Genomic DNA, 12,337 nt, shown 5'->3' with positions numbered 1-12,337 from the left:
AGAAAAACCAGACAGAGACGCAAAAAGCCCCGCTGCGCCAACCATCGGCACAGCGGGGCCTCACGGAATCAACCAGCGAGTTTAGGCGAAGAAGATCCCGATCTCGCGCTCGGCGGACTCAGGGCTGTCGGAGCCGTGGATCACGTTCTCGTCCATGATGAGGCCGAAATCGCCGCGGATGGTGCCCGGGGCCGCCTCGGCCGGGTTGGTGGCGCCCATGAGCGAGCGGCACTTGGCCACGGCGCCCTCGCCGGAGACGACCATCTTCACCACGGGGCCGGAGGTGATATACGCGATCAGCCCGTCGTAGAAGGGCTTGCCCTCGTGCTCGGCGTAGTTCGCCTTCGCCTGCTCGGGGGTGACCATGCCCAGCTCCATGCGCTCGATGGTGAGGCCGGCGCGCTCGAAGCGGTTGATGATCTCGCCGATGTGCCCGTTGCGCACGCCGTCGGGCTTGATCATGGAGTAGGTCTGCTGGATAGCCATGGAAATCCTTTCGTTTGAGGGTCTTGCTTGCAGACGGCCCGCAAGGCGCGGGCCGGGTTTGCTGAAATCGGAAAACGGCCCGATGCGCTTTAGGCCTGGCTCGGGAAGTACAGCTCCACGTTGCTGACCCTCCACGTGATGCCGTCGCGCACCATGGAGATGCGGTACTGCACGGACCCGCCCTCCTCGGTTTTGGCCGTGGCGTACACCGTGGACTCGGTCATGGAGCGGCTCACGCCGTCGATGGTCACGTTGGAATCGGTCACCACCGGATCGAGCATGGCCGGGATGGCATCTTTGTCCACATCGGCGGAGAACACCTTGTCAGCCGCACCGGACGGGTCGCTGAACAGCTCCTGGGTCACCGTCTGCACCGTGGGGTAGCCGTAGCCCTGGGTATAGGCGAACACGCCGGCCGCGGCGGCCAGCACGATGACGATGACGAAGAACAGCAGGATCTTCAAACCCACGTTGCGGCGCTTGCGATCCTGCTTGGCCAAACCGCGCGACCACTGCTCGAGCTCGGCGTCGGTGGCCGTGAAGAACCGGTCGTTGTCGACGTTCTCGTAGGCGCCCACGTAGCCGGGGAAGCTCGCCGGGTCGGCCTCGTAGGTGCCCTCGTCGTAATAGAAGGCCTCGGAGACGTCGCCGCCCTCGTAGGCGCCCTCGTCGTAGACGCTCGTGCCGTCGGCGGCCACGTCGAGCCCCGACATATCGGCCAGCTGCAGCACCTGGGTGGCCTGGTTCTGCTCGGACGTTCCCTGGGCCACGGCACCCACGGCGCGCTGGTAGTCGACGCTGGCCGAGTCGGACAGGTAGTACGTCTTGTCGGCGATGGCCTCCTCGAAGGCATGCACCGCCTTCTCCATCTGGCCGCAGGCCACATAGGCCTGTCCCAGGCTCGCCTGCAGCTTGTTGCGCGTGGCCGGCTGCATGTCGAATTGCAGCGCGCTCTCGTAGGAGGCCACGGCGTCGGCCGGGCGGTTCAAGGCCATGAAGCAGACGCCCAGGTTCAAAAGCGCCTTGGTGGGATCGGGGTTCGACTCATCCAGGGCGGCCTCGCGGAAGGCCACGCCGGCCTCGGCGGACTTGCCGAGCTTCATGAGCGCGTTGCCCATGCCCATGTAGGACTTGTAGGGGGTGGGGTTGGTCGTGTCGGCCACCGACTTCTCGAAGCAGTTGATGGCGTTCGTGTAGTCGCGCAGCGACGCGTAGGCCATGCCCAAGTTGCACTCCACCGTCGCCAGCGCCCGGTAGGCCGTATCGGCCGTGGCCTGGCTGTAGGCCTGAATGGCCTCGCGCGGGTTCTTCAGCTTCACCAGGCAGTTGCCGATCTGGTGGTAGAGAAGGCCCATTTCCCCGGGAGTGAGCGGGAAGTTCGTGTCCTGCAAGCATTCCGTGAAAGCCATCAGCGCGCCGCGGTAGTCGCGCAGGCGGTAGCGCTCATTTGCTCGATCGAATAACTCGTTGTTCATAGACTTCCTTCACTCGACATTCGGAGGGGGCGCCGCTCAGGCGGCGCAAGGCAAAGCGCTCACGGCGCGGACGGGATGCCGCGGGCGTTCGCGCGGCGCGGTACTTACTCGGCGGCGTTCTCGATGACGACGGACTCGATGACATCGCCGGCGCGCAGCTGGCCGATGACGTCCTTGCCCTCGATGGTCTGGCCGAACACGGTATAGCCGGAGTCCAGGTTGTGCTGGGGGCCCAGGCACAGGTAGAACTGCGAGCCGGCGGAGTTGGGATCCATGGAGCGGGCCATGGCGAGCGCGCCGTCCTCGTGGGAGTTGTTCGGGTTGGTGGTGAACTCCTCCTTGATGGAGTAGCCCGGGTTGCCGGTGCCGAAGGGAGCCATGCCCGGAGCGCGGCCGGCGGCCACCTGCTCGGGAGTCGCCTCGCGGGTGTTGGGGCAGCCGCCCTGGATGACGAAGCCGGGCACGTAACGGTGGAACTTCAGGCCGTCGTAGAAGCCCTTCTGGGCCAGTTCCACGAAGTTGCCGACGTGGATGGGGGCGTCATCGCCCGCCAGCTGCACGCGGATGGGGCCCTTGGAGGTGTTGATGACGGCGATCTCCTCGCCGGTGGGCTGATATTCCGGGGTGTAGAGAGCCATGGGGCTCCTCCTTTGTTCTCGGCGACGCGGACGGCCGGCGCTTGCGGGCGCTGCGGGCGCGAACGCGTCTCATTGCATACGGGGAATGATTCTAGCAGGTTAGGAGCCGGGCCGCTCGAAAATGCTAACCACTTCCACATGGTAGGTCTGCGGAAAGAGGTCGACGGGGGTGGCGCGGATAAGGCGGTAGCCCTCCTGCTCGAAACGGGCCGCGTCGCGGGCCCAGGTGGACGCGTCGCAGCTGACGTAGGCCACGCGCCGCGGCGAGGCGGCGGCGATGGAGGCCACGACCCCGTCGGCAAGTCCCGCGCGCGGCGGATCCACCACGAGCGCGTCCAGCTCGCCCAGCTCGGGCAGCTCCCGGGCGGCGTCCCCGCCGATAATGTCGATGTCGGCGCCCGCCCGCTCGGCGTTGCGGCGCAGATCGCGCACGGAGCTGCCCGCCGACTCCACGGCCACCACGCAGGCACCGGCCGCGGCCAGCGGCAGCGTGAAGGTGCCGGCGCCGGCGTAGAGGTCGGCCACGTAGTCGCCGGCGTCCACTTCCAGGCCCGCGAGCACCAGCTCGACCAGCTTCTCGGCCTGGGCGGTGTTCACCTGGGCGAACGAGGGCGCGCTCAGAAGGAGGCGGCTGCCGGCCACTTCCTCCTCCCAGCAGCCCTTGCCCGAGATGGCCTCCACCTTCTTCACCTTGCGCGCGCGCCCTGGATCGGCCACGACGCGGACGACGGAGGTGTTCTTGAGGGCGCTGGCGAGGGTTTTGGCCGCCGCGGCCCGCGGGAAGGGGCCCGGCGTCGTCCACAGGGCGATCTCCACGTCGCGGGTGCGCAGGCTGCCGCGCACCCCCACGCGGAACAGGCCCAAGTCGCTGCCGCCGGAGAGGTAGCGCAGCGCGCCCCGCAGCGCCTTGGGGGCACCTTCGATGTTCCGGTGGGCCAAGGGACACGCGTCCAGCGAGACGACGTCGGCGCCCCCTTCGGGACGCATGCCCAAGATGAGGCGACCGGCACCGTCGGCGCCGCAGGACAGCTCCAGCTTGTTGCGGTAGCCCCACTGACGCTTCGAGGGCACGCAGGCAGCGACGAGGGCCTCGGCGCGCGGCGCGTCCATATGGGCCGTGCGCACAAGTGCGTCCACCACGTTCGCCCGCTTGGCAATAAGCTGGGCCTCGTAGGAAAGGGGCGCCCAGGGGCACCCCCCGCACCCCGCCGCGCACGGGGGCGTCACACGGTCGGGCGAGGCCTCGACGATTTCGGCCACATGTCCCCGGGCGAAGCGGTGCTTCTCCTCCGTCAGCTCCACGCGAACGACATCGCCCGGCACCGCCCCTTCCACGAACACGGTCTTGCCGTCCGTTAGATGCCCCACGGCCGCCGACCCGAAGCTCATGCGCTCGATGGGCACCACCTCGCCGGGCGTGTCTGAGGCGCACGAAGCCGAGGCGGGAGCCGTCGCGACCTCAGGGGCCGGCGCGTCCTGAGCCTTCGCCGTGTCGACGGAGCGGTCGGGCGCGGCGTTATCGTTCCTGGTGGACGTATCGATCACTGGGGGCTCCTGTTCCGTTCTCGTTCCATCTGAGGGGTATTTTGCGGATTTGCCGTCCGCGGCGGCGCAATTGCCCTATAATAGCGCAGCACCCGCCTGTCGGGACCCTGAATTCGTGCCCTCGTAGCTCAGGGGATAGAGCACTTGCCTCCGGAGCAAGGTGCCGCAGGTTCGAATCCTGTCGAGGGCACCACCTACGTTCACCAAGCCCCGCCCGACGGGGCTTTTTCTTTGCCCTACCGCTGGCCCACGACGACGGTGAGGGCATCGGGGACGCAGTCGATGACGAAGTGCGTGCCGCGCACCGGCTCCCCGTCCATCTGGGCCGGCGGCTCCTCCTCGAAGTCGAGCACGAGGGAGGACGCCCGCCGGAAATGGATGTGGTCGTTGCCCGTGTGCTTGCCGCCCCGGGCGCGCAGAAGAAGCGCCAGCGCCCGCATGGGCGAAAGCTCCGGCGTGGCCCAGCAGATGTCGAGCAGCCCGTCGTCGAGGCGCGCCTTGGGCGTGATGCGGAAGTGGCCGCCGTAGGTGGGCCCCACCTGCACGGCTACCAGGTAGGCATCGTCCCATTCCGGATGAGGGGCGCATCCCGGCTCCGCTCCCAGGACATCCATCTTGAAGGAAAACACCTGCAAGTGGTGGAACAGCTGGTCGACGGCGCTTTCCAAATAGAGCATGGTGCCGGCGCGGCCGGACTTCTGGCGGCGATCCATGGTGTCGAGCGCGATGGCGGCGTCCAAACCGAAGGAGAGCGTCTCGGCGAAGTAGCGGCCGTTGACGCGCCCCACGTCGGCCCGCACCGTTTGAAAGCGCAGAATCTCGGTGACTGCCGTGGGGACGGAGTAGGCCATGCCCAGCGTCTCGGCGTAGTCGTTGCCGGAGCCCACGGGGATGACGGCCAGGACGGGCCGATCCTCGGGGATGCGGGCCATAAGGCCGTTCACCAACTCGTTCACCAGGCCGTCGCCGCCGAGCGCGATGACGCAGCCCACGTCGGGGCCCAGCTCGCGGGCCAGCGACTCCCCGTGGCCGGCCCAGGCCGTGGTAAGCATCTCGAAGCGCTCCTGGCCCACGCGCTCGCGCAGAAGCCGCGCCGCCTCGGAGGCCGCCACCGCCCCTCGCCCGCTCTTCGACACGGGGTTCGCGATAAGGACGATCTTCCCCTCTTTTACGGACGGAACCACAACCTGCCTCCTAACCGAGCGACCGGCCCAGCGCCGACCTGCGATTTCCCTCATTCTAGCACCGAGTACCGTGTCACCCACCTACCAAGTCGCGCTGTTCGCAACTCGTTTTCGAAACGGAGGGGTCGCCCGTTCGCTACTCGAGGACGGCGCCGGTGTCGCCGTCGAGGAAGATCTTGCGCGTCACGAAGTTGTAGACCATGACGATGGCCGTGGCGACGATTTTCACGATGAGGTAGCTCACGCCCAGAACCGACGAGCCGAGCCACATGAGCAGATCGTTCACTCCCAGGCCGATCACGGAGAGCACCACGAAGATGACGAACTCGCGCCGGCGCGAGAGCCCCTGCTTGTGCGTGAACACGTAGCGCATGGAGGCCAGGTAGTTGAAGACGACCGACACCGTGAAAGAGATCGTGGCGCTGATGAGGTAGTTCACGCCGACCAACTCCGTGAGCGCCACCATGAGGCCGTAGTCGATGACGAAGGCGATAACGCCCACCACGCCGAACTTCATGAACTGTGCAATGAGCTTCTCCATGGTTCCTTCCCAGATTTTTGCGGCCGCAACCCTTGCAAAGCGGGGGCGGCTCTGCCATACTATGCAAGCTGTTTTGAACGAGTCCCCATAGTCTAACGGTTAGGACGCGGCCCTTTCAAGGCTGAAATACGGGTTCGATTCCCGTTGGGGGCACCACTTTTGCCACAAACGAAACTCCGCTTCGCGCGGGGTTTCTTGTTTTCGGAACGCGCCGAAAGCCGGCAGCGGCGGCACCAAGCACCCCGCATCGCGAGATCCGCACAGTGCGCGACGCTCAGGCCCCTAGCGCTCGGCATCCGCCTCCATCACCCGGTACACGCTCATCTCCCACTGGCGTCGGTGGGACTTCGCCACGGTGTCCAGGATGAGCCCGGCCGTCCAGGAGAGCGCCGCCACGATCATGAGCGCCACGGCGAGCACCGCCGAGGGCAGCTTCGCCACGTAGCCGGTGTCGAGGTACTCGGCCACCACGGGCAGCCCGAAGCAGAGCCCCACCACGGCGAGCGCCAGGCCGAGCCAGCCGAAGAAGGCCATGGGGCGGTAGTCGCGGAACAGGCTCGCGATGGCCGCCAGCACGAGCATACCGTCGGAGAAGGTGGACAGCTTCGACTCCGAGCCCTCGGGCCGGTCGCGGTAGTCGATGGGCACGTCGGCCACCCGCCAGCGGCGGTCCACCGCCCAGATGGAGATCTCGGTCTCTATCTGGAAGCCGCCGCTCATGACGGGCATGGTCTTCACGAAGGCGCGGGTGAAGGCGCGGTAGCCCGTCATGACGTCCTCGAAGGCGTAGCCGTAGATCACCTTGATGAGCCGGCGCACCAGGTTGTTGCCGAAGTTGTGGAAGGGCCGCTCGTTCTCCTTGCCGTAGGCGCCGTTGGAGATGCGGTCGCCCACGGTCATGTCCGCCTCGTCGGCCGCCAGGGGCGCGATGAGGTCGCCGGCGGCCTCGGCCGGGTAGGTGTCGTCGCCGTCGACCATGAGGTAGTACTCGGCGTCGATGTCGCGGAACATGCTCCGCACCACGTTGCCCTTGCCCTGGCGGGACTCCCGGCGCACCACCGCGCCGGCCGCCGCGGCGATGTCCGCGGTGCCGTCGGTGGAGTTGTTGTCGTAGACGTAGATCGTGGCCTCGGGCAGCGCCGCGCGGAAGTCGGCCACCACGCGGGCGATGGTGGGCGCCTCGTTGTAGCACGGAACGAGCACGGCCACCCCCTCGCCGCGCCGGGCCGCCTCGACGGCAGACGCCGTGGCCTCAGCGTTGGAAACTGTCGCTATATCGGTCATGGGAAGACAAACCTCCTGTCCATTGTTGACCGCGTCCATTATCTTAAATGAACGCGGGGGCGCGGAAAATCCCCCGAGAAAAACTTTGACCGAATCGGCGAAAAGCTCCTGCGACCCATAAGCGGATTTTCTGGCATCTTGGCGGGCTTGCCGCCGACGCGGGGCCGATGCGGGGAAAATAGGCTATGATAGCTTCCATGAACACACCTGCACTGAAATCGACGGAGCCCTCGGCTCCGATCGCCCCCGACGCCCCCGCCCAGACGCTCGCCGTCCCTGCCGAGCCCTCGCCCTCCCCCCTCGCCGCGGGCGCCCAAGGCGCCACGGCCGCCGAGGCCATCGCGTGCGCGCTGGCCGCGCCGGAGCGCACGGCCGAGGAGGCCGCCGCCCATCCGCTCATCTTAGTGGTGCACGCCTCGGTGGGCTCGGGCCATCGCTCGGCGGCCAACGCCATCGCCGAGGCCCTGGAAGAGGCCGGCGAGGCCGCCCGCGCTGCCGGGGACGACAACTCGCTGGAAGCGCGCTCGGAAGTGCGCGTCCTCGACATCCTCGATTTCGGGCGCATCGTGTTCGACGGCGACAAGACCGCCTCCATGTTCACCGGTTGGACGCGCCCCTTCTACGACCTCACCTGGCGCTACACCCTCACCGGGCGTCTTCTGTGGGGCGGCGGCACCATTTGGGCGCGCCTCATGTACCCGAAGTTCACCGAGTACGTGCGCCGCCTGCGGCCGGCGGCCATCGTCGCCACCCACATCACCGGCGCCAACGTGGCCGTGAGCGCTCGCATGATCACGGGCCAGAGCTTTCCCATCGTCTGCGTGCCCACCGACTACGAGGCCGAGGGGCTGTGGCCCCATCTGCACACCGACCTGTTCTGCGTCGCTAACGAATCCATGGCCGAGACGCTGCGCCCGCGGCGCGTGCCCGAGGACCGCATCCTCATCACCGGCATCCCCGCCAGCCCCGCCTTCTCGCGAACCTACGACCGCGCTAAGGCCCGCGAGGCCTTCGGACTGCCGCAGGACAAACAGGTGGTGCTGGCGCTCGCCGGCGCGAAGCTCCCCCAGCCCTATGTGCACTTCCGTGCCGCCATCGGGGAGATGCTCCCCTTCATGCACGCGATGCCCTCGATGCAGCTGGTGATCGTCGCCGGGGCCGACGAGGACTACGAGCGCGAGCTGCGGCGCCAGGTGGCCGAATACGGCCTGGCCAACGTCACGGTGCTCGGCTACGTGAACGCCATGGCCGAGCTCATGGAGGCCGCCGACGTGGTCATCTGCAAGCCGGGAGGCCTCACGGTGACCGAGTGTTTATGCGCCCATGCACCCATGATCCTCTTGGGCCGCGCCTACGGCCAGGAGAAGGCCAACGTGCGCATGCTCACCGCCGCCGGCGCCGCCATGGCCGCCACCACGCCTCGCGAGCTCTTGGACACCCTGCGCCACATCAGCGACCACTCCGCGAGCGCCCACGCCATGCTGATGAACGCCTCCATCCTGCGGCGCCCCAACGCCGCCGAGGACATCGCCCGGGCCACCTTCGCCCTCATCCGGCGCGAGCCGCCGCGGGACGCGAAGCTGCGGGCCAAGCACTTCCTGCACTTCTACTGGGGCAAGAAGCCGGCCCACGTCCGCTAGGACCCCCAACCGCTACCGTCACGATCCGAACCACGAAAGAGAGTTTCATGACCACCTTTGCCGAACTCGGCCTTTCCGACGCCGTCCTTGCCGCCGTCGATCATCTCGGCTACACCGAGCCGACCCCCGTTCAAGCCCAGGCCATCCCGCTCGTCCTCCAAGGCCGCGACATCATCGCCGCCGCCAAGACCGGCACGGGCAAAACGGCCGCCTTCTCGCTGCCGAGCCTGGACATCCTCGCCCGCGCCGAGCGCAAGAAGGCACCGGCCATGCTCGTCATCACCCCCACGCGAGAGCTGGCCATGCAGATTCAGGAAGTCTGCCAAACCATCGCCCGCACCCGCGGCCTGCGCGTCGCCAATGTGGTGGGCGGCGTGAAAATCGAGCCGCAGATCGACCGCCTCGCGCGCGGCGTGGACGTGCTCATCGCCACGCCGGGGCGCCTCATCGACCTCATGAACCAGAAGGCCGTCGACCTCTCGCAGGTTCAAGTGCTCGTGCTGGACGAGGCCGACCGCATGCTCGACATGGGATTTCTCCCCTCGGTTCGCCGTATCGTGGAGGCGACGCCGAAAAGCCGCCAGACGCTTCTGTTCTCGGCCACCATCGACAAGGGCGTCCTCGACCAGGTGGACGCCATGCTGAATGATCCGGCCATTGTGCAGATCGCCGCGAAGGGCGAGACGGCCGACACCGTGGAGCAGTACATCGCGCACGTGCCCCACACCCTGAAGCCCGACCTTCTGGCGGCGCTCCTGAAAGAGCGGGGGCACAAGCGCGTCATCGTCTTCGCCCGCACGCGCCATCGGGCCGACGCCGCCTGCCGCAAGCTGAAGCGGGCCGGCTACCACGCCGAGGCCATCCATTCCGACCGCTCCCAGAACCAGCGCAAGCGCGCCCTGGACAACTTCGCCTCCGGCGAGACCGACATCCTCGTGGCCACCGACGTGCTGGCCCGCGGCATCGACGTCGACGAGGTGTCCTACGTGGTGAACTACGACGTGCCCACCCAGGCCGAGGACTACGTGCACCGCATCGGCCGCACGGGCCGCGCCGGGGCCGAGGGCTTCGCGATCACCTTCGTCAGCCCCGAGAACAAAGACGAGCTGGCGGCCATCGAGAAGCTCATCAAGCGCGACATCCCCGAGATCGAGATCGCGGGCTTCAACTTGGAAGAGGCCGCCGAGGCCGCGGCCGAGCGCGCCACGCGGGCCAACGCCCGCCGCGACCCCGAGCTGGCAGCGGCCGCCCGCGAGCTCGCCAAGAAGGAGAAGCGCCGCGCCAAGGAGAAGGAGCGCGCCGAGCAGGCTGCCGCCGAGTCGCGCCAGCGCGGCACGCGCAAGAAGCAGGGCGGCAAGAGCGCCGGTGCCGCGCACAATGCGAAGAAAGGGGCGCCGAAGCCGAAGAGCACCGCTAAGGGCAGCTCCGGACGTCCGAAGAAGGGCGCGGGCTCCCCTGCCGGCCCCTCTCGTCCCGCCGGCGACTTCCGCCCCGGCCGCGCCCACCGCGCCGCCGTCGCCGCCAAGCGCAGCGGCGGCAAGCGCCGCGGCTAAGAGCATCTACGCCATAAGCTTTCTGTAGGGGGCGACCTTGGTCGCCCCTTGTCGCAAGTATCGCCATCGTCGAGAGGGCCGACCAAGGTCGGCCCCTACGGGGTCGTGCGCAAGCCAACCATTGCCGGAACAGGGCGATGGCGGCCGAACCACAGCGGCCCGTTGCGCCCGCGAGCGGGCGAGCCGTTCAACGTTCGGGCTGCTCACCGGGAAGATACCCTCCGTTTGCCGTACTCCACATCTGGGAAGGGATTGTTCGGGTATCTTATCGGAAGTATTTCTGGGGAAGGGAATATTGCATGAAGATCGCTGTCGCTTGCGACGGACTTGATATAGCCGTGACTGCTGCAACCTGCTCGAGCTTTGCCTGCTACACCGCGCAAAGCGGCGTCGTCACAGGCTGCAGCAACGTGCCGAACATGGGGATCACCCCACGAGAGAGGGCCTCCATCCTGCAGCAGATGGGCGTCGATGCCCTCATAGCCCGCCAATTCAGCCCCGAAGGCCTCGCGGCTTTGGACGAAGCGGGCATCGAGGCCGTCCTCTCCAACGCCGCCTCCCCGCGCGAGGCGGCGGATCTGTATCTTTACCGCACGCTCATGGGGGAAGAGGGCCTATCGGAAAAGAGCATCAAAGAGGAGCCCTTAGGCGAGCTGGACGACGCCTTCGCCCGCATCGAGCTCAAGCTCGTCGCCCAAAGCGCCTAGCCCCGCTCGCACTCCCCCAACGAAAAAGGACCCCGAAGGGTCCTTTTCTTATGCGCTCTTTCGAACGAAACAAACTAGGCAACGGCCTTCTTGGCGACTTCCACCAGGGCGGCGAAGGCGTTCGGATCGTTCACGGCCATGTCGGCGAGCACCTTGCGGTCGAGCACGACGCCGGCCTTCTTCAGGCCGTTCATGAACACCGAGTAGGACAGGCCGTTGATGCGGGCCGCGGCGTTGATGCGGGTGATCCACAGACGACGGATCTCGCGCTTCTTGTTGCGGCGGTCGCGGTACATGTACTGAAGCGAATGCTGCACCTGCTCCTTCGCGGCGCGGTAGGAACGGGACTTCGCGCCGTAGTAGCCCTTCGCACGATTGAGGACGGTACGACGCTTCTTGCGGGCATGGACGGAACGCTTTACACGAGGCATATCTTAATCACTCCTTGAAGACGAATGGGACTAGCGAAGGCCGAGCTGGCGCTCGACGACCTTGGTATCCGCCTTGGCGACCTCGGTCTCGTGGCGGAAGTTGCGCTTGCGCTTGGGGCTCTTCTTGGTGAGGATATGGCTCTTGAACGCCTTGGCGCGCATGAGTTTGCCGGTACCGGTCTTGCGGACGCGCTTGGCCATACCGCGATGGGTCTTCATCTTGGGCATTAGTTGTCCTTTCCTTCGTCGTTCTTGGAATCCTTTTTCTTTTTCGCAGTCGCGGGCAGAGGCGCGATGAGCATGTGCATGTTGCGCCCCTCCATCTTCGGCTGGTTCTCGATGACGGCAACGTCCTTCAGGTCGTCGGCCAATCGCTCGAGAATGGAGAGGCCCTGCTCGGGATGGGCCATCTCGCGGCCGCGGAACATGATGGTGATCTTCACCTTGTTGCCGGCCTCCAAAAAGCGCAGCACGTGCTTCTTCTTGGTGGTGTAGTCGCCCACGTCGATCTTCGGCCGGAACTTCATCTCCTTGACCTCGATCTTGTTCTGGTTCTTACGAGCCTGCTTGGCCTTGATGGCCTGGTCGTACTTGAACTTCCCGTAGTCCATGATGCGGCACACGGGCGGCGTGGCGTTCGGAGCGATCTCCACCAGATCGAGATTCATGTCGTCAGCGATCTGCTGGGCCTGGTGCGTGGGATACACGCCCATCTGGTTCCCGTCGAAATCGATGAGACGGCACTCGCGCGTGGTGATCTCATCGTTGAGCCGGGGCTCTTGAGCAGCTATCGCGCTCACCTCCCTTTCGTGTTCTCACACATAAAAACCCGCCGGGCCAACGAGGCGCACGG

At 66.7% G+C, this 12,337-nt stretch carries 13 protein-coding genes and 2 tRNA genes; 5 read left to right on the top strand and 10 right to left on the bottom strand.

The annotated features are described in order from the left end of the window. Window positions 1–81: 81 nt before the first annotated feature. The 4 genes from ndk to rlmD all read right to left on the bottom strand — a co-directional run bounded on the left by ndk (window position 82) and on the right by rlmD (window position 4,144). Window positions 82–486 carry a nucleoside-diphosphate kinase gene (gene ndk / locus AEQU_RS04445; protein WP_022739733.1) on the bottom strand — a complete coding sequence of 135 codons (405 nt, stop codon included), beginning with the start codon at window positions 484–486 and terminating at the stop codon, window positions 82–84. Window positions 487–575: 89 nt separating this feature from the next. Then, entirely contained in the window at window positions 576–1,961 is a 1,386-nt protein-coding gene (locus tag AEQU_RS04440) for a tetratricopeptide repeat protein (RefSeq protein ID WP_022739732.1), read from the bottom strand. A 104-nt stretch (window positions 1,962–2,065) separates the two neighbouring features. After that, window positions 2,066–2,599: a peptidylprolyl isomerase gene (locus AEQU_RS04435; protein WP_022739731.1), complete on the bottom strand. Its 534-nt coding sequence runs from the start codon at window positions 2,597–2,599 to the stop codon at window positions 2,066–2,068. Window positions 2,600–2,698: 99 nt separating this feature from the next. After that, the gene (gene rlmD, locus AEQU_RS04430) at window positions 2,699–4,144 is read right to left on the bottom strand and encodes a 23S rRNA (uracil(1939)-C(5))-methyltransferase RlmD (protein WP_022739730.1); all 1,446 of its coding nucleotides are present in this window, start codon (window positions 4,142–4,144) and stop codon (window positions 2,699–2,701) included. A gap of 117 nt (window positions 4,145–4,261) precedes the next feature. Here rlmD and AEQU_RS04425 point away from each other — a divergent pair. Then, window positions 4,262–4,337: transfer RNA gene (locus AEQU_RS04425), tRNA-Arg, on the top strand. Between the two features lie 43 nt (window positions 4,338–4,380). On the opposite strand, the gene AEQU_RS04420 is transcribed toward AEQU_RS04425, so the two are convergent. Further along, on the bottom strand, window positions 4,381–5,328 hold the full coding sequence (locus AEQU_RS04420) for a diacylglycerol/lipid kinase family protein (protein WP_022739729.1): 948 nt from the start codon (window positions 5,326–5,328) through the stop codon (window positions 4,381–4,383). A 136-nt stretch (window positions 5,329–5,464) separates the two neighbouring features. Then, entirely contained in the window at window positions 5,465–5,869 is a 405-nt protein-coding gene (locus AEQU_RS04415) for a GtrA family protein (protein WP_022739728.1), read from the bottom strand. A gap of 81 nt (window positions 5,870–5,950) precedes the next feature. Here AEQU_RS04415 and AEQU_RS04410 point away from each other — a divergent pair. After that, window positions 5,951–6,025, top strand: a tRNA-Glu gene (locus AEQU_RS04410). A 126-nt stretch (window positions 6,026–6,151) separates the two neighbouring features. Here the strand turns inward: AEQU_RS04410 and AEQU_RS04405 are convergent. Beyond that, the gene (locus AEQU_RS04405; RefSeq protein ID WP_022739727.1) at window positions 6,152–7,153 is read right to left on the bottom strand and encodes a glycosyltransferase family 2 protein; all 1,002 of its coding nucleotides are present in this window, start codon (window positions 7,151–7,153) and stop codon (window positions 6,152–6,154) included. Between the two features lie 197 nt (window positions 7,154–7,350). On the opposite strand from AEQU_RS04405, the gene AEQU_RS04400 reads away from it, so the two are divergent. The 3 genes from AEQU_RS04400 to AEQU_RS04390 all read left to right on the top strand — a co-directional run bounded on the left by AEQU_RS04400 (window position 7,351) and on the right by AEQU_RS04390 (window position 11,053). After that, on the top strand, window positions 7,351–8,793 hold the full coding sequence (locus AEQU_RS04400; RefSeq protein WP_022739726.1) for a glycosyltransferase: 1,443 nt from the start codon (window positions 7,351–7,353) through the stop codon (window positions 8,791–8,793). Between the two features lie 47 nt (window positions 8,794–8,840). After that, a complete protein-coding gene (locus AEQU_RS04395) occupies window positions 8,841–10,346 on the top strand; it encodes a DEAD/DEAH box helicase (RefSeq protein ID WP_022739725.1) in 1,506 nt (501 codons plus the stop codon). Window positions 10,347–10,645: 299 nt separating this feature from the next. Then, window positions 10,646–11,053: a NifB/NifX family molybdenum-iron cluster-binding protein gene (locus tag AEQU_RS04390; protein ID WP_022739724.1), complete on the top strand. Its 408-nt coding sequence runs from the start codon at window positions 10,646–10,648 to the stop codon at window positions 11,051–11,053. Between the two features lie 74 nt (window positions 11,054–11,127). Here the strand turns inward: AEQU_RS04390 and rplT are convergent, their stop codons facing one another. Genes rplT through infC form a run of 3 tightly spaced genes read right to left on the bottom strand, consistent with a single transcriptional unit; the run spans window position 11,128 to window position 12,284 of the window. After that, window positions 11,128–11,484: a 50S ribosomal protein L20 gene (gene rplT / locus AEQU_RS04385; RefSeq protein WP_022739723.1), complete on the bottom strand. Its 357-nt coding sequence runs from the start codon at window positions 11,482–11,484 to the stop codon at window positions 11,128–11,130. Between the two features lie 30 nt (window positions 11,485–11,514). Next, window positions 11,515–11,712, bottom strand: a complete 198-nt coding sequence (rpmI, locus tag AEQU_RS04380; RefSeq protein ID WP_022739722.1) for a 50S ribosomal protein L35 — start codon at window positions 11,710–11,712, stop codon at window positions 11,515–11,517. Further along, window positions 11,712–12,284: a translation initiation factor IF-3 gene (infC, locus tag AEQU_RS04375; protein ID WP_022739721.1), complete on the bottom strand. Its 573-nt coding sequence runs from the start codon at window positions 12,282–12,284 to the stop codon at window positions 11,712–11,714. Before infC ends, rpmI begins: the two co-directional genes overlap by 1 nt. Window positions 12,285–12,337 lie beyond the last annotated feature (53 nt).

This window comes from Adlercreutzia equolifaciens DSM 19450 (assembly GCF_000478885.1).
GTDB lineage: Bacteria > Actinomycetota > Coriobacteriia > Coriobacteriales > Eggerthellaceae > Adlercreutzia > Adlercreutzia equolifaciens.
Note: the sequence above shows the minus strand (reverse complement) of the source record. Positions and strands in the feature narration are given on the sequence as shown.

What these genes read in the sequence shown, in the direction of transcription:
- AEQU_RS04390 (WP_022739724.1), top strand. Translation starts at nt 10,646, where the DNA reads ATGAAGATCGCTGTCGCTTGCGACGGACTTGATATAGCCGTGACTGCT.
- rpmI (WP_022739722.1), bottom strand. Translation starts at nt 11,712, where the DNA reads ATGCCCAAGATGAAGACCCATCGCGGTATGGCCAAGCGCGTCCGCAAG.
- AEQU_RS04405 (WP_022739727.1), bottom strand. Translation starts at nt 7,153, where the DNA reads ATGACCGATATAGCGACAGTTTCCAACGCTGAGGCCACGGCGTCTGCC.
- rplT (WP_022739723.1), bottom strand. Translation starts at nt 11,484, where the DNA reads ATGCCTCGTGTAAAGCGTTCCGTCCATGCCCGCAAGAAGCGTCGTACC.
- AEQU_RS04415 (WP_022739728.1), bottom strand. Translation starts at nt 5,869, where the DNA reads ATGGAGAAGCTCATTGCACAGTTCATGAAGTTCGGCGTGGTGGGCGTT.
- AEQU_RS04440 (WP_022739732.1), bottom strand. Translation starts at nt 1,961, where the DNA reads ATGAACAACGAGTTATTCGATCGAGCAAATGAGCGCTACCGCCTGCGC.
- AEQU_RS04395 (WP_022739725.1), top strand. Translation starts at nt 8,841, where the DNA reads ATGACCACCTTTGCCGAACTCGGCCTTTCCGACGCCGTCCTTGCCGCC.
- ndk (WP_022739733.1), bottom strand. Translation starts at nt 486, where the DNA reads ATGGCTATCCAGCAGACCTACTCCATGATCAAGCCCGACGGCGTGCGC.
- AEQU_RS04400 (WP_022739726.1), top strand. Translation starts at nt 7,351, where the DNA reads ATGAACACACCTGCACTGAAATCGACGGAGCCCTCGGCTCCGATCGCC.
- AEQU_RS04435 (WP_022739731.1), bottom strand. Translation starts at nt 2,599, where the DNA reads ATGGCTCTCTACACCCCGGAATATCAGCCCACCGGCGAGGAGATCGCC.